Source organism: Arthrobacter sp. MMS24-T111 (assembly GCF_054888995.1).
On sequence record NZ_JBTZRO010000001.1, the window covers coordinates 862,595 to 885,299 of the forward strand.

Genomic DNA, 22,705 nt, shown 5'->3' on the forward strand with positions numbered 1-22,705 from the left:
CTATACCGGCGGGCCGGCGTTGGACTTCAGGTTCTTCATCACCAGGGTCGACGTCAGCCGCTCGACTCCGGGAAGCGATGTCAGTTCGGTGTCGTAAAAGCGCTGGTAGGCGGGCAGATCCGCGGCGATGATCTTCAGCAGGTAGTCGGGGGAACCGAACAACCGCTGCGCCTCCACGATATTGGGATTGTCCGCCACCCGGTTCTCGAAGATCTCCATCGTGGGACGGTCAACCTGGCGCAGGGTAACGAACACGATCGCCTCGAAACCCAGGCCGACCGCCGCCGGGTCGATGTCCGCCTTGTAGCCGCGGATCACGCCTGACTGCTCCAGGTCACGCAGCCGGCGGTGGCAGGGTGCCACCGTCAGGCCCACCTTTGCAGCGAGTGCCGTGGCAGTCATCCGGCCATCTTCCTGGAGGTATCGCAAAATATTCCTGTCAATGCGATCTATCACGCAATAAACATACTGCCGGCACCGCGGGGCGGGCGAAAACCGGACAGCACTTTTGGCGTGATTCTCCCTATGGTTGCTCTTGAGAGACCGTCGACAGGAGAACCTCGTGAATCCCCAGCTGTTCCTGGCCTTCATCGTGGTGGCCGCCGCTTTGGCCTGCACGCCGGGAGTGGATTGGGCCTACACCATTGCCGCCGGCCTCCGGCAGCGCAGTTTCTTGCCGGCGGTGGCGGGGCTTTGCGGCGGCTACGTCCTCCACACGGTCCTGCTGGTGGCGGGCCTGGCGGCGCTGTTGGCCGGAATGCCCGGCCTCCTGGGCTGGATCACCCTGGCCGGTGCGGCCTATCTTCTCTGGCTCGGCATTGGGACCCTCCGGTCCTGGCGGGGTGCAAGCTTTGGTGCCGCGGCGGCAGGCGGCTCCCGAACGCAGCTGCGTACCTTCCTGCAGGGCATGGGAACCAGCGGGATCAACCCCAAGGGGCTGCTGTTCTATGTGGCGCTGATTCCGCAGTTCGTCAGCGCGGACGCCTCCCTGCCGGTGCCGGTGCAGTCGGGGCTGCTGGGTATGACGTTCGTGGCCCTGGCGGGGCTCGTCTACACGGCGGTGGCACTGCTCTCGAGAACGCTCTTGCAGAGCCGGCCCGGTGCTGCGCGCGTGGTGACCCTTGCCAGCGGCATCATCATGGTTGCCTTGGGGACCGTCCTGCTCGGGGAGCAGCTGGTGCCCTTGCTGGCCGGCCGCGCCTAGTCCCCGCTGAGTTCCTTCCAGTCCTGCTCCCACATCCGCCGCATTTCCTCATCCTTGCGGATGGGCACGGGCGCCCCGATTTCGCGCTGCGGCTCCGGGTCCGCGCGCCGGCGTCCCCAGTCGCGCGGGTTCAGGGACCGCCGGCTTGACTCCAACACCAGCAGCGCACGGTCTGTCAGGGCGTCGTTGCGGAGTGCCAGATGGGTCTTGCGGCGGCGCAGGACCTCGGCGATGGCCTGGTGCGCCGCATCCAGCCGCCCTTCCCGGCGCAGCGCCCGGGCACGGACCAGGAGCAGGGCCGCGGAGAGGTCGTCGGCATTCAGCAAGCCCTCCGTCCAGTCGATGACGGTTCGGCTCCGGCCCAGGTCCAGGGCCAGCGAGCAGCGGGCCAAGGCCATGGGAAGTGACGGCGGCAACCCCGCCAGGGCGTCCAGGGCAGCTTCCGTGCGGCCTGTCTCGCGCAACGCATGGGCCAGGGCCAGGAACACCGACTCCTCGCTGAACAGCACCGGGATTTCCACCCGTTCAGCCAGTTCGACCCGGGTGACGATCCTGGTGAGGTAGGTGGAGGAGTACCGGTTGGCCTCCTCATCGTTCCGGGTGGTGAGCCCGCGCTGCAGGAGTTCGGAGGCACGGAGGTAGCCGCCATGTTTGTACTCAAGGAGGCCTGCCATGAGGTAGCACAGCCCGGCCCAGCCGGGGTAGGTCCGCGCCAGGTAGATCAGCCGCTCGGGTTCGCGGCTGGAGAAGACCGCCTCGTGAACTGCCCTGGCGGGCTTTGACGGCAACCGTTTAAGCCTCGGAACCTCGCCGTCGATGGACAGCAGCGCCGGGTTCCGTCCGCCCAGCACGCCGGTAAGCAGGCCGCCCACGCCGCCGGCAAGGTCGTGGACCGGCGTCCGCAGCTGGGCGTGCCCGAACGGAGTGAGGTCACGGCTGTCCCAGTAGATCGGTGCGGTGTCCCCGGCGCTCATCGTTCCATGCTAGCCGGGAAGGGGTGGGGCCCCGCCGGGCGGTCAGCGACCGGCGGCCGTAATCCATACCCCGACCACCCAGGTGCTGGCGGCCAGGCAGGCCAGCCCGAACTCGGCGAGCATTCCCAGGCCGGTGGCCTTCAGGGCAGCCCAACTGGACCTGGCCGCCGTCGGAAAATCCCTGGTGCGGAGGAACTCGCTGACCAGCAGGCCGGCGGCAAAACCAATGAAGAGTCCCAGCACCGGGATGATGAACATCCCCACAACGGCCGCCACGAGCGCCACCACGACGCTCCGACTGGGGATGGCGTGCTGCTTGAGCTTCCTGCCGGTGAGCACGGCGCCGGCGGTCATGCCCGCGGCAACAAAGATCATGGCCACCGCGAATACCACCCATCCCACGGTGCCTGCGCCGCCCCAGATGGCCCAGGCCAGCAGGCTGATGCCTACCAGGACGCTGCCGGGAAGGACGGGGATGATGGTGCCGGCCACGCCCACCAGGATTCCCAGGCCGCACAGGATGGTCACCACGGTTTCGGAGGTCATGGTCCCCAGTCTAGGGGCGCTCCTGAAGCGCCCGACGGCGGTGCTTCCTTCCGCGAAGGAGGCACCGCCGTCGTTGCCTGTCCCCAGGCGCGGGCCTACTCCGCGTCCACCGCCGCGGCGACGGCGGCGGTGACCGCGGGGGCGACGCGGGGGTCCAGCGGGCTGGGCACGATGTAGTCGGCCGACAGGTCCTCGGCGGCGAGCTCCGCGATGGCGCGGGCGGCGGCCAGTTTCATGGCCGGCGTGATTCGGCGTGCGCCGGCGTCCAGCGCGCCGCGGAAAATACCCGGGAAGGCCAGGACGTTGTTGATCTGGTTCGGGAAGTCGCTGCGGCCGGTAGCCACCACCGCGGCGTACTTCACGGCTACCTCGGGCAGGACTTCGGGGTCCGGGTTGGACAGGGCGAACACAATGGCGTCCTGGTTCATCAATGCCAGGTGTTCCTCGGCCAGCTTGGAGGAGGAGACGCCGATGAACACGTCCGCGCCGGCCAGTGCTTCGGCGGGGCCGCCGGTGATGCCGCGGGGGTTGCTGCGGGCTGCGATGTCCGCCTTCTTGCCGGCGGTGTCGGCTGCAAGGTCGGCGCGGCTGCTGTTGATGATGCCGCGCGAGTCCAGAAGGACGACGTCGGTGATGCCGGCGGCCAGGAGGATCTCGGCGACGGCGATGCCGGCGGCGCCGGCACCGGATACCACCACCTTGAGGCCCTCAAGGCCCCGGCCTGTCACCTTGGCGGCGTTGGTGAGGGCTGCGAGGGCCACGACGGCGGTCCCGTGCTGGTCGTCGTGCATGACGGGGCAGTCCAGCGCTTCGATCAGCTTTTCCTCGAGCTCGAAGCAGCGGGGTGCGGAGATGTCCTCGAGGTTGACGGCGCCGAAGCTGGGGCGCAGCCGGACCAGGGTCTCCACGATCTCGTCCACGTCGGTGGTGTTCAGGACCAGCGGGATGGAGTCGAGGTCGCCGAAGGTCTTGAAGAGCGCCGATTTGCCTTCCATGACGGGCAGGGAGGCGCTGGCGCCGATGTTTCCCAGGCCCAGGACGGCCGTGCCGTCGCTGACCACGACCACCAGGCGCTCGGCCCAGGTGAGGGTGCGGGCCAGTTCCGGCCTGGCGTGGATGGCGCGGCTGACTTCGGCAACACCGGGGGTGTAGGCGATGGACAGGTCCCGCTTGTTGGAGAGCGGAACGGTGCTGGTCACGGACAGCTTGCCGCCCCGGTGCGCGCCGAAGATCTCGTCTTCGGTCAGGGCCGTCGCTGCTGAGTTGTCGGTGGCGGTAACTGCGTCAATGGACACGTCGTTGTCTCCTGGTGCTCGCCGTGGGCGCACGGCACATGGAGCTGGAACCCGGCCGGGCCCAGCGGGGAAAGTAGTGCGACCGGAAACCCAGGGGTGGCGGGTCCAGGGGGAACGCCGGGGGTGTTTCCGCCCTGCCGCTCCGGTGCGACCATGGTAGGCACCCCCGAACGGCCGGCCTGGACCTCAAAGAGCCACTCATGCAGTGCCAAAAGGTTTAAGCGCGCAATTTAGTGACCCAGATCACGACATTATGGCGGATTTAATTGCCTATTGGTCTAGACCAGTTACGCGGTTTTGGTCACTGTTAATCCGGATTCAGCGTCCGGAGACAAGCGCCCGCAGGCCTTTTTGAGGTCTTCCTCGGCCTCGAAGAGGGAAAGCCGGCGGTTCCGCACGGACTGGACCAGACCAGTGACAGTCAGCAGGAGGACCCGCGCGCCCACCGCATCGCCGCACGCGCCGGCAACGAGCTTCTCACTGAGCGCGTCGATCTCGCGCAGGAAGCTCCGTGGTATCCCGCTCCGGCAGGTAGACACTCCGGCTCAGGCACTGCTCCACGGCAGGCTGCATGACGCGCATGTGGAAGATCTCCATCACCAGGCCGGAGAGTGCACGGCCGCGGAAACGCGGCGACGATCCACGGGCACCGGCCTGCAGCTCGTCCAGCTGGTGCCGGAAGAGTGCGAGCATCAGGTGGGTGGGAGACGGGAAATACCGGTAGAGCGTCCCCAGCGGGACGTCGGCTTTTTCTGCGACTTCGGACAGCTCCACGGCGTCCAGCCCCTTGCGGGCAAACCCTGCGGCGGTATCGAGGATCCGCGCGTAACGGAGGCGCTGGCGGGGAGCGGAAGGCCGGGCGGCCATGGGCGGATGGTCTGAAAAAGTCTCGGGCATCAGCATTCCGGGGTTGTGTTTTAGGGGACTGCGGCCAGGAGTGCCCCCACTTCCGTACCACCCTGCAGCCCGGTTCAACTATACGGCAACCGCACCGAGCAGGTTGGTCAGCGGGCTTACCTTCCGCCGTCTTCGGGTCAGTCCACGCCCTTGATCTTGACGACGAAAACAGCGCCCAAAAGCCCAATGACGGCGGCGGTCAGGAACAAGGTCCGGTAGCCGCCCGCATACGTCACGGCCACCAGCGCCAGGGCCGGGGCAACCACCTGGGGCAGGGAGTTGGCCACGTTGATGACGCCCATGTCCTTGCCGCGGCTGACGGCGAACGGGAGGACCTGGGTCAGCAGGGCGAAGTCCACCGCAAGGTAGGCTCCGAAGCCGATGCCCAGGACCGCCGCCCCGGCGAGGGCGCCCGGCCACACCGGGAAGAACGCCATGATGGCCCCGGCCATGGCGATCGTGGCGGACGAACCGATGACGAACGGCTTCCGCCGGCCCACCCTGTCGCTCCAGGGACCGGCCAGCACGGCGGTGATCATCACCATCACCGCATAGATGCCGGTCAGGACCAGTACCCCCGCGGCCGGGTCCGGGTAGCCGATCACGTCCCGCAGGAAGAACAGCAGGTACACGATGGTCAGCTGGTTGCCCACGTTCACCAGGAACCGCGCCAGCCACGCCCAGGCGAAGTCCGGATACCGCACCGGGCTGATCCAGAATCCCTTGAGAAAGGCGCGGGGCGGAAAGCTTCCAGTTCCGACGCCGGCAGGGCGGGATCGTTCCGGTGGAAGAGGTACGGCAGGACGGACAGCAGGAGGGCCGCGGCGCACAGCCAGTAGCCCACCATGAAGTTGCCTGCAACCACCGCCCCGAAGACGGCGCCGGTGAGGATGCCCAGGGTCTGGCCCATCGCCGCGAGTCCGCCCACTCCGCCGCGCTGGGCGACGGGCACCCGGTCCGGGACAGCGGCGGTGATGGCGGCGTAGGCGGCGTTCGCGCCCAGCTGCACCAGGCACCAGAAAAGCACCATGAGCGCCACGGCCCCTGAAAACGACATGGCCAGGAGGGCCGCCGTCGCCAGGACCGCCCCTGCCAAAACCCACGGGGCGCGGCGGCCAAAGCTTGAGGTGGTCCGGTCCGAGAGGGCGCCGAAAAGCGGGTTGGCCACCAAGGACACGGCGGCGCCGCAGGCCGTCACCAGGGAAAGGATGGCTTCCTTGCTGGGCGCGTCGATGCTGATGGCCTGTTGGCCGATGAACACGTTGATCGGGCCGAAGAAGGCCGCGTTGATGCCGACGTTCACCAATACCAGGCCGGTCACCCACCGCGCGGTGACCTTCTGCACCGGCTCGGCGAGCGCCGCCGCCGCACTTTCCGGTGGAGAGCCGCCCGGCGGCAGAGGCTTCTTGGACAGACTCATTGGCTTGGCTCCCCCTGGTGCGGCCGGTTGGCGGTGGGAATCAGACTATCGTGGGCCGTACCTGGCCGCTGGGCCCCGCCCCGGCCGCCCCGTCACTGAAGACCAAGGAGCAACAGATGAGCGCACCCACTCCCGCAGGAAACGCACCCGTGAACACTGCAGACCTCTATGACGAGCGCGGCTCCGAACTGGCATCGATCTCCCTGCAGTTCCAGTCCCTGGGCGGCCGGACGCATTTCAGCGGCCCGGCCCGGACCATCCGGTGCTTCCAGGACAACGCCCTGGTGAAGTCGACGCTGGCATCCCCGGGGAACGGCGCCGTCCTGGTGGTGGACGGCGGCGGATCGCTGGGGACGGCCCTGATGGGGGACATGATCGCCGAAAGCGCCGTGGCGAACGGCTGGGCCGGCGTCGTGATCAATGGCGCCATCCGGGACCGGGAGGCCCTTGCCCGGCTGGACCTTGGGGTCAAGGCGCTCGGCAGCAACCCGAAGAAGAGCCTGAAGGCCGGCGCCGGGGAGGTCGACGTGGACGTGGTGATCGACGGCGTCACCATCCGTACCGGGGCCGGCATCTGGTGCGACCCCGACGGCATCCTCGTGGAGGCCTAGGCAGGGAGCGCACCCGGCACCGGCCGCCGCAGAAAAGTTGGCAGGGCAGGGAATAAAAAGTGCGAGTAAGATAGTTACTGAAAGCAACTATCGCTGCTTATATCCTTTTCTTCCCCTGGAGCCCCCATGTCTAAAGCCTCTGCCGCGCCGCGCGCCGGAGAAACACTGACGCAACGCCAGATCGTCACGGTAATGGTTGGCCTGATGCTGGGTATGTTCCTCGCATCCCTGGACCAGACCATCGTTTCGACGTCCATTTACACCATCGCCAACGATCTCGACGGGCTCTCGCTGCAGGCGTGGGCCACCACCGCGTACCTGATCACGTCCACCGTCAGCACCCCGCTGTACGGCAAGTTGAGCGACATCTTCGGCCGCCGGCCGCTGTACCTGACGGCCATCGCCATCTTCCTGGTGGGTTCGCTCTACGCGGGCTCTGTGCACTCGATGACCGAGCTGGCCATTGCCCGCGGCATACAGGGCCTCGGCGCGGGCGGGCTGCTGGCCCTGGCGCTGACCATCATCGGCGACATCGTCTCCCTCAAGGACCGTGCCAAGTTCCAGGGCTACTTCATGTCCGTGTTCGGCATTTCCTCGGTTCTCGGTCCCGTGGTGGGCGGCGCATTCGCCGGATCAGCGAACATCCTGGGCTTTGACGGCTGGCGCTGGGTCTTCTTCATCAACATCCCCATCGGCTTTGCCGCCCTGACGGTGGTGTTCCTGTTCCTGCACCTGCCTGCGAAGCACCTGAAGCAGAAGATCGACTACTGGGGCGCCGCGGCCATCACGGTGGCCATCGTTCCGCTCCTGCTGGTGGCCGAGCAAGGCCGTTCCTGGGGCTGGGCCTCGGTCAACTCCTTCCTCTGCTACGGCCTGGGCGTCGTGGGCATTGCCTGGTTCCTGCTCGCCGAAAAGCGCGCCGGCGACTACGCCCTGATCCCGCTGCGGCTCTTCCACAACGTCACGTTCGGGCTGTCCTCGCTGCTGAACTTCATCATCGGCATCGGCATGTTCGGCGCCATCGCCATGCTTCCCATGTACCTGCAGCTGGTGAAGGGCCTCACCCCCACGCAGGCGGGCCTGATGATGATCACCTTCACGGTGGGCATCCTGTTCGGTTCCATCACCGCCGGCCGCACCATTTCCGCGTCCGGAACGTTCCGCATCTTCCCCATCATGGGCACCGGCATCCTGACCGCTGCCGCGCTGGTGATGGGCTTCTCCCTGGGCGTGGACACAGGGCTGTGGGTTCCCGGCCTCATCGCCGTGTTCTTCGGCATCGGCCTGGGCTTCTGCATGCAGCCCCTCACCCTTGCCATGCAGACCTCCGTTCCGCCGCGCGACATGGGTGTAGGCACCTCCTCCGCGGCCTTCTTCCGCTCCATGGGCGGCGCCGTGGGGACCGCCGTGTTCATCTCCATGCTCTTCAGCCTGGCCGCCAGCCGGATCGCCGACGGCATGAAGAGCGCCACCACGGACCCCGCCTACCTCGCCGTCCTGAAGGACCCGGCGGTCGCGTCCGATCCTGCCAACGCCAAGCTGTATGACTTCTTCAAGAACGGCGCCTCCAACGATTCGCTGAACGACACCAGCTGGCTGCACAGCGCCAACTCCACCCTGACCAGGCCCATCACCGAAGGCTTCGCCACCTCGATCGACACCGTGATGCTGACCGCTGCCGCCCTGACGGGCCTGGCGTTCCTCATCAGCTTTGCGTTGCCGCGGAAAAAGCTGACGGACCAAAAAGCCTCGCCGCAGGACAAGGACGACATGCAGATTCCGGCCCACTAGGCCCGGAAAAGCACGGACAAACGACGACGGCGGCACGGCCCGCCGTCGTCGTTTTTCGTTGTGGGGCAAGATGTGGGGCAAGGGGCGCCAAGTGGAACCTGCGGCGGTGACGTGCCACACTGTTTAGCGCGTGTGCGCCGGCCCGTTGGGCCGGTACCGCAGCCGACGACGTCCGCACCGCATCCATAAACCCCCAACACCAGGGAGAACCATGCCCACTGCACAGGAGCAGACAACCACCCGGATTCCGCGGCGGGTGATCTGGCTGGCGCTCGCGGGGGCGGTGGGCGGATTCCTCTTCGGCTTCGATTCGTCCGTGGTCAACGGTGCCGTGGACGCCATGAAGGAAGAATTCGCCCTGTCCGAGGCCGTGACCGGCTTCGCCGTCGCCATCGCCCTGCTTGGCTGCGCCGCCGGGGCCTTCCTGGCCGGCAAGGTGGCGGACCGCTACGGCCGCATTCCCGCCATGAAACTGGGCGCGTTGCTCTTCCTGGTGAGCGCTGTGGGCACGGGCTTCTGCTTCGGCGTCTGGGACCTGATCTTCTGGCGCCTGGTGGGCGGCCTGGGCATCGGCCTGGCGTCCGTGATCGCCCCCGCCTACATTTCCGAGATTTCACCGCGAAAGGTCCGGGGACGACTGGCCTCCCTGCAGCAACTGGCCATCACCACCGGTATCTTCGCAGCCCTGCTCTCCGATGCGCTCCTGGCCACGACGGCCGGTGGCGCAGACCAGTCGTTCTGGCTCGGTATCGAAGCCTGGCGGTGGATGTTCCTTGCCGCCGCCGTTCCCGCCGTCGTGTACGGCTGGGTGGCCTTCACGCTGCCTGAATCCCCGCGCTTCCTGGTGTTCCAGGGCAAGGAAGACCAGGCACGGAAGGTCTTCGATTCGATTGCGCCCGCCGAGGACACCGACCGGCACATCCGCGACATCCGGGAAGCCATCGAGGAAGACAAGCTGGCCGGCCAAAAGGGTTCCCTGCGCGGCAAGGCGTTTGGCCTGCAGGCGGTGGTGTGGGTGGGCATCATCCTGTCCGTGCTGCAGCAGTTCGTGGGCATCAACGTGATCTTCTACTACTCCACCACGCTGTGGAAGGCCGTCGGGTTCCAGGAAAAGGACTCGCTGGCCATTTCGGTGGCGACGGCCGTGACCAACATCCTGGTCACCCTGGTGGCCATCGCCCTGGTGGACCGTATTGGCCGGCGCCCCATCCTCCTCACCGGGTCCGTGGGGATGGCGGTGTCCCTGGCCGCCATGGCCCTCGCATTCTCCTCGGCAACGGGCAGCGGCGAGGACATCACCCTGCCGGGCGCCTGGGGGCCGGTGGCACTGGTGGCAGCCAACGTGTTCGTGATCAGCTTCGGCGCGTCCTGGGGGCCGCTGGTGTGGGTGCTCCTGGGCGAGATCTTCCCGTCCAAGATCCGTGCCCGGGCCTTGGGCCTGGCAGCTGCCGCGCAGTGGGTGGCCAACTTCGCCATTACGCTCAGCTTCCCGGTGATGGCCGCCGGCTCGCTACCCCTGACGTACGCCATGTACGCGCTGTTCGCGGCGGCGTCCTTCTTCTTCGTGATGTTCAAGGTGCCGGAGACCAACGGAATGTCCCTGGAGCAGGCAGAGACGCTGTTCGTTCCCAAGGGTTCCAAGAAGGCCTCGTAACGGCGCCCCGGCTTTCGCTGGAAACAACAAACCCTCCATCACCTGGCGTGATGGAGGGTTTGTTGTTGTCCGGCCGCTTACACCACGTGTGGTTCGTGTGAGGAAAGGTACGCCCGGCCGCCGAGGGCGATCAGGATGGCCACCACCATGGCCGCCGCACCGGCAAAGAACGGAACCTGCGGGCCAAAGTGCTCACCGAGCTGTGCCGCCGCGAAGGGGGCCAGGGCGCCGCCCATCCAGCGGACGAAGTTGTAGCCGGAGGACGCCACCGGGCGGGGCGAATCGGAAACACCCATGGCCAGTTCCGTGTAGATGGTGTTGTTGACGCCCAGCAGGGCGCCGGCAACGATCACGAGGACGACGACGGCCGGCACCGAGTGCCCCGCCGCCAGGCCCAGCCCGGCCAGGTCCAGCATGAGCAGGAACAGCGTGCCGGTCAGTACCTTGACGGCACCGAAGCGGGCCTGCAGCGGCGGTGCCACGAAGACGGAGAAGACGGCCACGGCCACGCCCCAGCCGAAGAAGACGCCGCCGATTCCGTAGGCGTTCATGCCCAGGATGAACGGCGTGAAAGCCAGGATGGTGAAGAAGCCGTAGTTGTAGAACAGGCCACTCGCCGCCGTCGTCCGCAGTCCCTTGTGGCCCAGTGCCAGCAAGGGGTCCCGCAGGCGGACCTTGCGCTCGGGCAGCGGCGTCTTGGGCAGCAGGGCAATCAAGGCGATGAAGGCGGCCGCCATGAGGACGGCGGTGCCGAAGAACGGTGCGCGCCACTGCCAGCCGCCCAGGAGGGCGCCCAGAAGCGGGCCGAGCGAGATGCCCAGGCCCAGGGCAGCTTCGTAGAGGATGATCGCGGTCCCGGCGCCGCCGCTGGCGACGCCGACGATGACGGCCAGGGCCGTGGCCACGAACAGGGCATTGCCCAGGCCCCAGCCGGCCCGGAAGCCCACCAGCTCACTGACGCTGGCGGACAGGCCGGAGAGCGAGGAGAAGACGACGATGACGGCCAGGCCGATCAGCAGGGTCCGTTTGCCGCCGATCCGGGACGAGACAAACCCGGTGATCAGCATGGCGAGGGCAGTGACCAGGAAGTAGCTGGTGAACAGCAGCGAGACCTGGCTGGGGCTCGCCTGCAGGTTGGTGGCAATGGCGGGGAGGATGGGGTCCACCAGGCCGATGCCCATGAAGGCGAACACTGCAGCGAGCGCGGTGGCCCACACCGCCTTCGGCTGCTTGAGGAATGAGGCCTTTTCAGCCTGCAAGGTGTTTTCTGGTGCCGGCAGGGTTTCTGCGAGCTGGCCGTCCATGGAGGGTACTCCTAAATTCGTCACTGGTTCAGTTCTGGAGGTAAGCGTTGATTTTGTCGATGACCGGCAGCGCGTCCGAAAGGGCTTTGCGGTCCTGGTCGCTGAGGGTGCTCAGGATGCCTGCCATCACTTGGTTGCGGCGCCGGTTTGCCGAATCGACGGCGTCCCGGCCTTCGGGGGTGAGGATCACCCTGACAGCGCGGGAGTCTTTCGGATCCGGTTCGCGGCGGGCCAGCCCGGCGCGTTCGAGCTTGATGATCTGCTCGGTGGCGCTGGGGACGCGGACCCCGAGATTGCGGGCGATCTCGCCGACGCGCTGGCCCTCGTCCAGCAGCATCTTGAGGGTGCTGAGCTGGGCGGCGCTGAGTTCACCGTCGGCGTCGAGGCGCCGGACCAGGTAAACGCTGTGGCGGAGGGCCTCGCGGAATCCGCTGGCAAGTTCCTGGAGTGAGTTATCGTCGTTCATCGTTAGGTAGCCTAACATTTAGGGCACCTAACAGTCAAGATTTAGAGAGTCAACTTCATCCCGACGTGGCTGGCCTCGAAGCCCAGCTGCCCGTAGAACCGGTGCGCGGCGGAGCGGCTGTGGTGCGTGGTCAGCTGCATCAGGGTGCAGCCCCGGCGCCGGGACTCCGCGATGGCCCAGCCCACCATGAGCTTCCCCAGGCCCTGCCCGCGAAGGGACGCGGCAACACGGACGCCCTCGAGCTGCGAACGCCACGCACCCTGCCGGGAGATGCCGGGAAGGAAACTGAGCTGGAAGGTGGCCACCACGGGGCCGGCCTGGTCCCCCGCCGGCACGGTCTCGCCGACGATCAAGAGGTGGGCGGGGTCGGCGTCGATCGCGTCAAAGGCCCGCTGGTACGGCTCCATGTCCTGTGCGGTCTCGCGGCCGGCGCCCAGGGCGTCGTCAGCGAGCAGCTGCACCATGGCCGGGAGGTCGGCAGGGGTGGCGTGGCGGAGGCGGAACGTGCCGCCGTCGACGTCGGCGGTCAGCAAAGGAGTCACGGCGCTTTGGATATCGGTCACCTGCCCAGCTTGGCACAGGATCTGAGCGGGGGTTTGGGGAAACCCGGCAAAAGGTGAGCGGGGGTTGCGGTAAAACACGCAAAAGGTGAGCGGGGGTTTCCGGGGCGCTGCACGACTGACGACGCCGGCACCCACTCCTGCGATGAAGTGGGTGCCGGCGTCGTCGGGATGGCGCGCGTCAGGCGGGGGCGCCTGCCAGTTCAGCCTGCCGTTCCTCTACAAGGGTGGCGACGGCACTGAACAGCGGGTGGTCGGCTTCGAGTCCGGTGATCCTGGCCGTGGCGTCAGCCGGGCTGGCGGAGCCGAGAATGCCCGCGAGTTCGGTGGCCTCCGCGTCTGCGGGATCGTTGAAGCGGAGTGCGGCAGCGATGGCGCCCAGCAGGGCCTCCGGCACCACGCCGCGTTCTGCCAGCTCCGCCGCCGGGCCCATGAACCTCTCGTGGCGGCTCAGCTTCCGCAGCGGGGCTCGGCCCACCCGGTTGACGGTATCCGGCAGGTACGGGTTGGAGAACCGGACCAGGATTTTCTGGACATACGCCTCCTGCTCGTCGTTGCTGAAGCCGTGCTTGGCCACCAGGAGCTGCTTGGTCTCCTCCAGCACCGCCCGGACATCCTCCGCCACATCCTGGTCCGCCATGGCGTCGGAGATCTTTTCCAGCCCCGCCTCAAACCCCAGGTAGGCCGCGGAGGCGTGCCCGGTGTTCACGGTGAACAGCTTCCGTTCGATGTACGGCGAGAGGTCGTCCACGAAGCTGGCACCGGGGATCACGGGGGCGGAGTCGCCGAAGGCTGTCCTGTCGATCACCCATTCGTAGAAGGTTTCCACGGTGACGTCCAGGCCCTGGCCGGGCTCCTGGTTGGGCACGATCCTGTCCACGGCGGTGTTCGCGAAGACCACCTTCCCGTCAAGGGCCCCGGCGGCGGCCCCCGGCTGGGCGGCCACCTCCTTGGCCAGGATGTCCGTGGCGTTGATGGCGTTCTCGCAGGCCATCACCTGCAGGGGAGCCCGGCCGGGCTCCCTGGCGGCGATGCCCTTGGCGATCACGGGCGCCACGAACTTCAGGATGTGCGGGCCTACCGCCGTGGTGACAATGTCCGCGGTCGCGATCTCCGCGACCAGCTCAGCCTCCTGGGCGTTGGAGTTCAGCGCCCGGAAGTTGTCCACCGTCCGCACGGCGGGGTTCTCACCCACCTCGTGGACCGCGTAGCTGTCCGCAGCCGCCAGCCGGGTGATCAGTTCCTCGGCCACGTCCGCGAACACCACCTCGTAGCCGGCATCATGCAGGAGCAGGCCCACGAAGCCGCGCCCGATGTTGCCGGCGCCAAAATGTACAGCCTTCACTATGCGTTGACCTTTCCGAAGAGCTCCAGGACTTCATCCTCAGACGTGGCAGCCTCGAGCCGGGCCACTTGCTCCTTGTTCGTGAAGACCTTGGCGATGGAGGACAGGATGTGCAGGTGTTCGTTGTTGATGCCTGCGACACCCACCACGAACTTCACTTCCTTGCCATTCCAGTCGATGCCTTCCGGGTAGCGGATCACGGACACCGCGGACTTGCGGATGTGGTCCTTGGCGGCGTTGGTGCCGTGCGGGATGGCCAGGAAGCTGCCCATGTAGGTGGACACCGATTCCTCGCGCTCGTGCATGGCGGCGATGTAGCCCTCATCCACTGCGCCCCGGGCCAGCAGGAGCCTGCCGGCTTCGTCGATGGCGGCGTCGCGGGTGGTGGCCGAGCCCGTCAGGACCACGCTCTCCCGTGCCAGGATCTCGGAGGTCCCGGCGGCGGGGGCTGCGGTCCCTGCCGCGGCAGCAGGCGCAGCGTCCACCGGAGCCTCGGCGGCGTGCGCACCGTGGGTGGCGCCGGCGTCGGCCGAGCCATCGCGCTCGGTGTTGCTTTCGCGGACCAGCTCGACAATCTCGTCATACCGCGGGCTGCTCATGAAGTTGTCCACGGAGTAGTGCACGGCGCTGGACGTCGCCGGCTTGGCACGCTCGGTGAGGTCCTGGTGGGTCACCACGACGTCGTAGCTGTCGGTGAGGTTGGCAATCGAGGCGTTGGTGACCTTGACGTCGGGGAAACCGGCGGCCTTGATCTTGTTCCGCAGCACCGAGGCTCCCATGGCACTGGAGCCCATGCCGGCGTCGCAAGCGAACACCACGTTGCGGACCGGGCCGGCCAGGACGCCCACCCCGCCGCGGCCGGCGGCCGCACCGGCGGCAGTTCCCATGCCGGCTCCGGTGAGGGTTGAGGCAACCGAGCTCTTCTTGCCCTTCATCTCCTCCATCCGGGCGGTGGCGTCGCCGAGGTCGGCCTCATCGCTGTGCTTGGTGGTCCGCAGGATGACCGAGGACACCAGGAAGGAAACTGCCGCCGCGAGGACCACGGACAGGATCACGCCGAAGTAGCTGTCGCGGGAGGTCTGCGCCAGCACGGCGAAGATGGAGCCCGGGGCGGCCGGCGCCACGAGGCCGGAGTTGGTGACGGCGAGGGTGGCGATGCCGGTCATGCCGCCGGCGATGGTGCCCAGGATCAGCAGCGGGCGCATCAGGACATACGGGAAGTAGATCTCGTGGATGCCGCCCAGGAACTGGATGATGGCTGCGCCGGGGGCTGAAGCCTTGGCGGCACCACGGCCGAAGAACGCATACGCGAGGAGCAGGCCCAGGCCGGGGCCGGGATTGGCTTCCAGCAGGAACAGGATGGATTTGCCCTGCTCCAGCGACTGTTGCACGCCCAGCGGGGTGAGCACGCCGTGGTTGATGGCGTTGTTCAGGAACAGGACCTTGGCGGGCTCGATAAAGATGCTGGTCAGCGGCAGGAGTCCGTTGTGGACCAGGAACTGCACGAAGTTGCCTGCAGCCGTACTGAACGCAGTAACCAGCGGCGATATGCCATAGAAGCCCAGCAGGGCCAGCAAGGCACCCCAAATGCCGGCGGAGAAGTTGTTGACCAGCATCTCGAAGCCGGGGCGGATCTTGCCGTCCCAGATGGAGTCGATCTTCTTCATGGTCCAGCCGCCCAGCGGGCCCATGATCATGGCGCCGATGAACATGGGGATGCCGGCACCGACGATCACACCCATGGTGCCGATGGCACCCACCACGCCGCCGCGGACGTCGTAGACCATCTTGCCGCCCGTGTAGCCGATCAGCAGGGGCAGCAGGTAGGTGATCATGGGGCCAACGAGGCCGATGTTGGGCTTCCCGTCGGTCTCGCCGAAACCACCCAGCTGAGGCACCGGCAGCCAGCCCTTCTCAATGAAGAGGGCGGTGATGATGCCCCAGGCGATGAACGCACCGATGTTGGGCATGATCATGCCGGACAGGAATGTCCCGAACTTTTGGACGTGCACGCGCGCGCTGGTGCGGGGTTTTGCAACTGTCTCTGTTGCCATGTGATTTCCTAACCGTCATTCCTGCTGCTCCGCAGGATGGTCCGAATGATTACGACGACGTAGTGCTGGGTGATGCGCTGATTGGGGCTTAACCGGCGGTGCTGGTGGAGATCCGGTGCAGCCATTCGAGAAAGAGCTTGAGTTCCGAGCTGGAAAGCTGGTCAGAGTGCGAGGCCTGAAGTGCGGCGTTCAGGGCGATCGCTGCCACCACCACCGAGGACTTTCCGGTGCTGCCCGCGGCCGGGCCGCTGGCGGGCTCGGCGGACACCGCGAAGATCATGGCGTCCCGGGTCATGGTGGACAATTCGAGGTTCCTCTCGGCGACGGACTCCGCAATCAGCATCAACGTCACGCCCACGTTGGCCGCCAGGATGGACCTGGCCGCTTCCCTCGGCTGGACGTTCAGCTGGCCCGCCGCCGCTGCCTTGTTCAGCATCTCCTCCATCAGCGACTCGGCGTCCGCCACGATGGCAGGCCGGCTTTCCGGGCGGATGTTGCCGAACATCACCAGGTACAGCTCGGGCTGGTTCAGGCCGAACTGGACGTGGTTGTCCCACATTCTCCGGATGTCCTCAAGCGGCTGTCCGGAAGGGGCGAAATCCCTTTCGCCCGCGACATATTCCTCAAACCCTGCGGCGACGACGGCGTCGAACAGTCCTTCCTTGTCACCGAAGTGGTGGTACAGCGTGGGCGCCGAAACGCCCGCCAGCTGGGTGATCTGGCGGGTGGACACCGGCGCTCCCGCGGAATTTGCCAGCAAGCTCCGCGGCTGCGCGGAGCAGCCGCATTTTGGGGGAAGCTGGCCATCCAAACTCATAACCGCTACCCTAGCACCTATAGCGTTGCTATATGAACTGAATCACATACAATTTTTTCAGGCGCGTTTCCTGCCCTGGACGTAGCAGTCCACCGGCAGCCCCGGCACGGCGCCGGAGACCTTGGCGGGCCTGTCTACCGGCAGAGAATGAGGACCTTCAGTGCAGAACTTCCCAGGAGTAGGCGTCAGTCCAGGCCGCGTCATCGGCACCATCCGCCAGATGCCCAAACCAATCAGCGAGCCGCCTGCCGGCGAGCAGCTGGCGGCCGGCACCACTGCCGAAGAAGCGACTGCAGCATTGAAGGCCGCGGCCCAGGCCGTGCACGACGAACTGAAGGACCGGGCAACCCATGCCGTGGGTGACGGCAAGGCAGTCCTGGAAGCCACCGCGCTGATGGCCAAGGACACCATGCTGATCAAGGGCGCGGCCAAGCTTGTGGCCCGCGGGACCTCCGCCGAACGCGCCATCTGGGAATCCGGTTCCTCGGTTTCCGAGATGCTGCACAACCTGGGCGGCTACATGGCCGAACGCGCCACCGACGTCCTGGACGTCCGGGCCCGGATCGTCGCGGAGCTTCGCGGGGTTCCCGCCCCCGGCATCCCCGCCTCCAACACCCCGTTCGTCCTGGTGGCCGAGGACCTGGCGCCGGCAGACACCGCCACGCTGGACCCCAACAAGGTCCTGGCGCTGGTCACTGCCGGGGGTGGCCCGCAGTCCCACACGGCCATCATCGCCCGGTCCCTGGGTCTCCCGGCAGTCGTTGCCGCCGTCGGCGTTGACGAACTCGCGGACGGCACCGAGGTGTACGTTGACGGCGCTGCCGGCAACATCACTTCCGAACCGGACGAGACCCTCCGGGCAACAGCCGAGGCCTGGGCTGCCACGGCGTCGCTGCTGGCAGAATTCAACGGCACGGGCACGACGGCGGACGGCCACGAGGTGCCGCTGCTCGCCAACGTGGGCGGCGGCAAGGACGCCGAGGCCGCTGCGAAGCTCGGAGCCCAGGGCGTGGGCCTGTTCCGCACCGAGTTCTGCTTCCTGGAACGCGACACCGAACCCAGCGTCGAAGAGCAGGCAGCTGCCTACAAGAGCGTCTTCGACGCATTCCCCGGCAAGAAAGTGGTCCTGCGCACGCTGGACGCCGGCGCCGACAAGCCCCTGCCCTTCCTGACCGACTCCACGGAACCCAACCCGGCGCTGGGTGTCCGCGGCTACCGCACCGACTTCACCACTCCCGGCGTCCTGGACCGGCAGCTGGAAGCCATCGCACTGGCCCAGCAGCAGTCCGAGGCCGACGTCTGGGTCATGGCCCCCATGATCTCCACCGCCGAGGAAGCCGCGCGCTTCGCCTCCATGTGCGCGGACGCCGGCATCAAGACCCCCGGCGTCATGGTGGAGGTCCCCTCCGCCGCCCTCACCGCCGAAGCGATCCTCCGCGAAGTGGGCTTCGCCAGCCTGGGCACCAACGACCTCACCCAGTACGCCATGGCCGCCGACCGCCAGCTCGGCCCCCTGGCCAACCTGAACACCCCGTGGCAGCCCGCGGTCCTGCGCCTCGTCGGGCTCACGGTTGAAGGTTCCAGGGCCGAAGGCCACAACAAGCCCGTGGGTGTCTGCGGTGAGGCTGCCGCGGACCCCGCCCTCGCCGTCGTCCTCACCGGGCTTGGCGTGACCACCCTGTCCATGACGGCCCGCTCGCTCGCCGCGGTGGCCGCCGTGCTGAAGACGGTCACCCTCTCCGAGGCCCAGGAACTGGCAAAACTTGCCCTCTCCGCGCCTAGCGCCACGGAAGCCCGGGCATGGGTACGGGAGAAACTGCCGGTCCTGGAGGAACTGGGGCTCTGATCCGGAGGAATCGGCCTCGCCTGCCGGCACCCGGACGCGGGATAGGCTACGTCCATGGCATTGATAGCCCCCCGCGTTACGGCCGGCCTGCCCGCAGGCGAGGCCGGCAGCCTTGCGCGCGCCCTGAAGGACAGCAACGACATCACCGTCTTCGTTGACGGCACCGTCCACCGCCTGCCCGCGCAGGCACGGGACGCCGTCGTGGATCTCCTGGCACGGCTGGGCCGCGGCGAAACGGTGACTGTGAGCAGCGTGGAAGAAATGCTGACCACTTCCCAGGCCGCGGAACTGGCGGGGATCTCGCACACGTACCTGCGCAACATGACCGACCGCGGCGAGATTCCGGTGGAGTACCGCGGCTCGCACCGCAGGATCCGGCAGGCCGACATCCTTGCGTGGCTGGAGCAACAGAAGCTTGAGGACCGGAAGCGCAAGCAGGACAAGGCCGACGTCGGCCACGCCGGCGAGGCGGAGTAGTGCGGTTTCCCCGTGGCCTGCTGCGCCGGAAGGACGCCGGGCTGCGCTCTGCGGAGGTGGCCGCCAATGGTTTGACGGGGAGGTTGTTCTGGGCTGACGGTACGCCCGCACCCGGACAGGGCGCCGCAGGCAGCCCCGCCGGACCGGCCTTTGTGCTCATCCACGGCATCGGCGTCTCCCACCGCTACCTTCGACGGCTGCACGGGGAACTGGCCGGCGCCCCTACCTACTCCCTTGACCTGCCGGGGTTCGCCGGCACCCCCCGGCCCGGCAGGCAGCTCTCCGCGGCGGACTACGGCGCGTTCATCGCCCAGGCATTGAAGGCAAGCGGCATCGACTCCTACATCCTGGTTGGACACTCGATGGGCGTGCAGTTCACCATCGAGGCCGCGCTCTACGCCCCCGAACGGGCGCGCCGGCTGGTCCTGATGGGACCCGTGGTGGACTCCCGGCACCGGAGCGTCCTGCGGCAGGGCGTGGCGCTCTCCCTGGACGCGCTGCTCCGGGAAACTCCCTCATCCAACTGGATTGTCCTCACGGACTACTTCCGCTGCGGCCCGCGCTGGTACTTCACCGAGGTGCCGGTGATGATGGGCTACCCCACGGAGCAGCGGCTGGCCGGCATCAATGTGCCCGTCCTGGTCCTGCGCGGCAACCATGACCAGGTGGCCGGGCCGCAGTGGTGCATCCGGCTCGCCCAGGCCGTGCCGCAGGGAAGTTTCGTGGAAATACCGCAGGCAGGCCACGTGGTCCAGCATGTGCGCCCGCGGCAGGTTGCGGATGCCATCCGGTCCTTCGTCGGGGCACCCTCCCGCTAACCCGGATTCCCGGCGTCAGATCCTGGGCCTTGCCGCCCAGCGCCGCATCTTGAGCGCGGCATGCAGTTCCAGCCGCGGCAATCCCTTCAGTGGGTCCACCCCCAGCAGTTGACGGATCCGCCCCAGCCGGTTGTAGATGCTGCTGCGGTGCAGGTGGAGCCGGGTGGCCACGTCCTGGACGGAGCCGTCATTGTCATACAGCAGCTCCAGCACGGGAATGAGCTCGCCGTTGCGGTCGTGGTCCTCGAGCATCCGGAAGTACACGGACCCGGAATCAGCCCACGCACCCACTCCCCCGCCGGCCGACGCGAGCAGCTGGTAGACGCCGGTGGCGCGGCAGTCCACCAGCTCGCCCAGCTGCGGGTCGACGGCGGCCGCCTGGGCTGCCAGCCGGGACTGCCGGTAGGCCTCCGCGAGCTGGCGCGTCCTGGCGAACCCCTCGCTGATCCCCAGGATGATCCGGTGGACCGGCCGGCCGGAGCGCTTGGCCAGCTCCAGCTGGTAGTGCACCAGCACCTGGGCGTGGTTGGCCCGGCCCGTCGATTCGCGGAACAGCACCACCGAATGGGTATCGGTGCCGGCACTGAAGAGGGCGGCGTCCACACCCACCGTGGCCTGCAGCGCTGTTGAGCGGTGGATCAGGGCCGAAGCGATGGGGTCCGGCCCGCTGGCCCAGCCGTCCGCGTCGAGGATGGTGACCATCTGCCAGGGGCCGCGGCCCTGAACTTCCTTCCAGCCGGCCACCGCCGCCACCGCGTTGGGTTCCCCCGCACAGGCTGCCAGGAACTCACGCTCACGGCCCCGCCGGAACTCAGATTCCGCCGTGTTCGAGTCGAGCAGGAGCCCCGAAAGCAGCTCAAGCTCGTGGTTGACGCCCGGCAATTGGGTGAGGATCGCCGTCGGGCTTTCCTCTGCCGAGTCCTGCTGCACCCACAGATAGCCCACGCGGAAGCCCCGGACCATCAGCGGAACGCAGACCCGGCCCAGCATGCCCAGGTCCGGGTTCCCCGGAATCACCACCGGCCGGACGGCGGTGGCGATCCCGTGGGAGAGCTGCCAGGCGCTGACATCCGCCGGGACCTTCTTGCTCAGCAGGAAGTTCACCCGGACGCGGTCTGCGTGGGACTGGTTGGAGCTGTAGGCAAGCAGGATGCCGTCCAGGTCCTCCAGGGATAGGCCGCGGCCAAGCTTCTGTGCCACCTGTTCGACGAGTTGTTCCACACCCTGCTGCTGCATGGGCTCACACTACTGCCTGCGAAGCCGGTCCCACGAACCAACACGAGGCGACACCTGACGCTTCAGGAGCCGACAGTTGTCGAGCACGGCACGGCAAAAACCCCGGAATCACGCGGCTCCGCTTTCCAGCTTCCAGCCGCTTCCTGTCGCCTGGCTCACAGCCGGATTTATCGTTGAAACACGAAAATCCTTCCACTTTTCCCGGCTTGCCGGGACCACACCTTGGAGCAGACGATGATCATCGGCGTCCCCAAAGAGATCAAGAACAACGAATTCCGCGTAGCCATCACCGCTGCCGGCGTCCATGAGTTCCGCACCCACGGCCACACCGTCCTGGTGGAGCGCGGGGCCGGCCTGGGCTCGGGCATCACCGACGAGGAGTACGCGATCGCGGGCGCCGAGATCGTGCACGAGGCGGACGACGTCTGGTCCCGCGCCGACATGGTCATGAAGGTCAAGGAGCCCATCAAGTCCGAGTACCACCGCTTCCGCAAGGGCCTGATCCTCTTCACCTACCTGCACCTCGCCGCCGAGCCTGAACTGACCCAGGCGCTCATCAACTCCGGCGTCACGGCAATCGCCTACGAGACCGTGCAGGAAGGCCGGACGCTGCCGCTGCTGGCCCCGATGTCCGAGGTGGCCGGCCGCCTGTCCGTCCAGGTGGGCGCCACCTCGCTGATGGCTCCGGCCGGCGGCAAGGGCGTGCTGCTGGGCGGCGTCCCGGGCGTCCGTCCCGCCAAGGTGGTTGTCCTGGGCGCCGGCGTGGCGGGAACCAACGCCGCCGCCATGGCCCTGGGCCTGGGTGCCGACGTGACCATCCTGGACATCAACATCAACCGGCTCCGCGAACTCGACGCCCAGTACCAGGGCCGGCTGAAGACGGTTGCCTCCAACAAGTACGAGATCGAAAAGTCAGTGGTGGACGCCGACCTCGTGATCGGCTCGGTGCTGATCCCCGGCGCCAAGGCCCCCAAGCTGGTCACCAACGACCTCGTGGCCCGGATGAAGCCCGGCTCAGTCCTGGTGGACATCGCCGTGGACCAGGGCGGCTGCTTCGAGGACACGCACCCCACCACGCACCAGGAACCCACCTACAAGGTGCACAACACCATCTTCTACTGCGTGGCCAACATGCCCGGCGCCGTGCCCAACACCTCCACGTACGCACTGACCAACGTCACCCTGCGCTACGCCGTGTCCCTGGCCAACCTGGGCGTCAAGGCCGCGTTCGACCGCGACCCCGCCCTGGCCGCCGGCCTCAACATCGCCGCCGGCCACGTGGCACACCACTCGGTGTCCGAGGCGCACAACCTGCCGCTCGTCGCCGACTGGCACGACCTGGTCTCCGCCTAAGCCCTTCATCGATTGCTCCGTACTTGTCCTTTTGAGC

At 67.3% G+C, this 22,705-nt stretch carries 19 protein-coding genes and 2 pseudogenes; 8 read left to right on the forward strand and 13 right to left on the reverse strand.

The genetic code is table 11. The annotated features are described in order from the left end of the window. Positions 1-456 carry an Lrp/AsnC family transcriptional regulator gene (locus tag ACX5I6_RS03880; RefSeq protein WP_285245686.1) on the reverse strand — a complete coding sequence of 152 codons (456 nt, stop codon included), beginning with the start codon at positions 454-456 and terminating at the stop codon, positions 1-3. Positions 457-562: 106 nt separating this feature from the next. Between ACX5I6_RS03880 and ACX5I6_RS03885 the strand changes: the two genes are divergently transcribed. Beyond that, a complete protein-coding gene (locus ACX5I6_RS03885) occupies positions 563-1,204 on the forward strand; it encodes a LysE family translocator (RefSeq protein ID WP_461839531.1) in 642 nt (213 codons plus the stop codon). On the opposite strand, the gene ACX5I6_RS03890 is transcribed toward ACX5I6_RS03885, so the two are convergent. The 5 genes and pseudogenes from ACX5I6_RS03890 to ACX5I6_RS03910 form a co-directional block, all read right to left on the reverse strand. Next, positions 1,201-2,178 carry a hypothetical protein gene (locus ACX5I6_RS03890; RefSeq protein WP_461839532.1) on the reverse strand — a complete coding sequence of 326 codons (978 nt, stop codon included), beginning with the start codon at positions 2,176-2,178 and terminating at the stop codon, positions 1,201-1,203. The genes ACX5I6_RS03885 and ACX5I6_RS03890 overlap by 4 nt on opposite strands. 42 nt (positions 2,179-2,220) lie before the next feature. Beyond that, positions 2,221-2,724, reverse strand: coding sequence for a DUF456 domain-containing protein (locus ACX5I6_RS03895; protein WP_285246383.1), 504 nt, complete (start codon positions 2,722-2,724; stop codon positions 2,221-2,223). 95 nt (positions 2,725-2,819) lie between these two features. Beyond that, entirely contained in the window at positions 2,820-4,019 is a 1,200-nt protein-coding gene (locus ACX5I6_RS03900) for an NAD(P)-dependent malic enzyme (protein ID WP_461839533.1), read from the reverse strand. A 287-nt stretch (positions 4,020-4,306) separates the two neighbouring features. Then, positions 4,307-4,916, reverse strand: a pseudogene (locus ACX5I6_RS03905) (TetR/AcrR family transcriptional regulator). Between the two features lie 137 nt (positions 4,917-5,053). Then, positions 5,054-6,336, reverse strand: a pseudogene (locus ACX5I6_RS03910) (MFS transporter). Between the two features lie 116 nt (positions 6,337-6,452). Between ACX5I6_RS03910 and rraA the strand changes: the two are divergent. The 3 genes from rraA (at position 6,453) to ACX5I6_RS03925 (ending at position 10,392) form a co-directional block, all read left to right on the forward strand. Continuing rightward, positions 6,453-6,947, forward strand: a complete 495-nt coding sequence (rraA, locus tag ACX5I6_RS03915) for a ribonuclease E activity regulator RraA (protein WP_461839534.1) — start codon at positions 6,453-6,455, stop codon at positions 6,945-6,947. A 126-nt stretch (positions 6,948-7,073) separates the two neighbouring features. Further along, entirely contained in the window at positions 7,074-8,738 is a 1,665-nt protein-coding gene (locus ACX5I6_RS03920; RefSeq protein WP_461839535.1) for an MDR family MFS transporter, read from the forward strand. Positions 8,739-8,949: 211 nt separating this feature from the next. Beyond that, positions 8,950-10,392, forward strand: a complete 1,443-nt coding sequence (locus tag ACX5I6_RS03925) for a sugar porter family MFS transporter (protein WP_461839536.1) — start codon at positions 8,950-8,952, stop codon at positions 10,390-10,392. A gap of 77 nt (positions 10,393-10,469) precedes the next feature. Here the strand turns inward: ACX5I6_RS03925 and ACX5I6_RS03930 are convergent, their stop codons facing one another. The 6 genes from ACX5I6_RS03930 to ACX5I6_RS03955 all read right to left on the reverse strand — a co-directional run bounded on the left by ACX5I6_RS03930 (position 10,470) and on the right by ACX5I6_RS03955 (position 16,854). Next, a complete protein-coding gene (locus tag ACX5I6_RS03930) occupies positions 10,470-11,696 on the reverse strand; it encodes an MFS transporter (protein ID WP_461839537.1) in 1,227 nt (408 codons plus the stop codon). Positions 11,697-11,724: 28 nt separating this feature from the next. After that, positions 11,725-12,162, reverse strand: a complete 438-nt coding sequence (locus ACX5I6_RS03935; RefSeq protein ID WP_461839538.1) for a MarR family winged helix-turn-helix transcriptional regulator — start codon at positions 12,160-12,162, stop codon at positions 11,725-11,727. A gap of 41 nt (positions 12,163-12,203) precedes the next feature. Continuing rightward, positions 12,204-12,695, reverse strand: a complete 492-nt coding sequence (locus tag ACX5I6_RS03940) for a GNAT family N-acetyltransferase (RefSeq protein WP_461841668.1) — start codon at positions 12,693-12,695, stop codon at positions 12,204-12,206. A gap of 208 nt (positions 12,696-12,903) precedes the next feature. After that, the gene (locus ACX5I6_RS03945) at positions 12,904-14,067 is read right to left on the reverse strand and encodes a mannitol-1-phosphate 5-dehydrogenase (protein ID WP_461839539.1); all 1,164 of its coding nucleotides are present in this window, start codon (positions 14,065-14,067) and stop codon (positions 12,904-12,906) included. Further along, the gene (locus ACX5I6_RS03950) at positions 14,067-16,121 is read right to left on the reverse strand and encodes a PTS mannitol transporter subunit IICBA (RefSeq protein WP_461839540.1); all 2,055 of its coding nucleotides are present in this window, start codon (positions 16,119-16,121) and stop codon (positions 14,067-14,069) included. Before ACX5I6_RS03950 ends, ACX5I6_RS03945 begins: the two co-directional genes overlap by 1 nt. Positions 16,122-16,209: 88 nt before the next feature. After that, entirely contained in the window at positions 16,210-16,854 is a 645-nt protein-coding gene (locus ACX5I6_RS03955) for a TetR/AcrR family transcriptional regulator (RefSeq protein ID WP_461839541.1), read from the reverse strand. Between the two features lie 244 nt (positions 16,855-17,098). Between ACX5I6_RS03955 and ptsP the strand changes: the two genes are divergently transcribed. The 3 genes from ptsP to ACX5I6_RS03970 all read left to right on the forward strand — a co-directional run bounded on the left by ptsP (position 17,099) and on the right by ACX5I6_RS03970 (position 20,079). Then, positions 17,099-18,784, forward strand: a complete 1,686-nt coding sequence (ptsP, locus tag ACX5I6_RS03960) for a phosphoenolpyruvate--protein phosphotransferase (RefSeq protein ID WP_133832350.1) — start codon at positions 17,099-17,101, stop codon at positions 18,782-18,784. Positions 18,785-18,838: 54 nt separating this feature from the next. After that, entirely contained in the window at positions 18,839-19,261 is a 423-nt protein-coding gene (locus ACX5I6_RS03965; protein ID WP_461839542.1) for a helix-turn-helix domain-containing protein, read from the forward strand. An 83-nt stretch (positions 19,262-19,344) separates the two neighbouring features. Further along, positions 19,345-20,079 carry an alpha/beta fold hydrolase gene (locus ACX5I6_RS03970; RefSeq protein WP_461841669.1) on the forward strand — a complete coding sequence of 245 codons (735 nt, stop codon included), beginning with the start codon at positions 19,345-19,347 and terminating at the stop codon, positions 20,077-20,079. A gap of 15 nt (positions 20,080-20,094) precedes the next feature. Here the strand turns inward: ACX5I6_RS03970 and ACX5I6_RS03975 are convergent, their stop codons facing one another. Beyond that, positions 20,095-21,315 carry a PucR family transcriptional regulator gene (locus ACX5I6_RS03975; protein ID WP_461839543.1) on the reverse strand — a complete coding sequence of 407 codons (1,221 nt, stop codon included), beginning with the start codon at positions 21,313-21,315 and terminating at the stop codon, positions 20,095-20,097. A gap of 234 nt (positions 21,316-21,549) precedes the next feature. On the opposite strand from ACX5I6_RS03975, the gene ald reads away from it, so the two are divergent. Then, a complete protein-coding gene (ald, locus tag ACX5I6_RS03980) occupies positions 21,550-22,668 on the forward strand; it encodes an alanine dehydrogenase (protein WP_461841670.1) in 1,119 nt (372 codons plus the stop codon). Positions 22,669-22,705 lie beyond the last annotated feature (37 nt).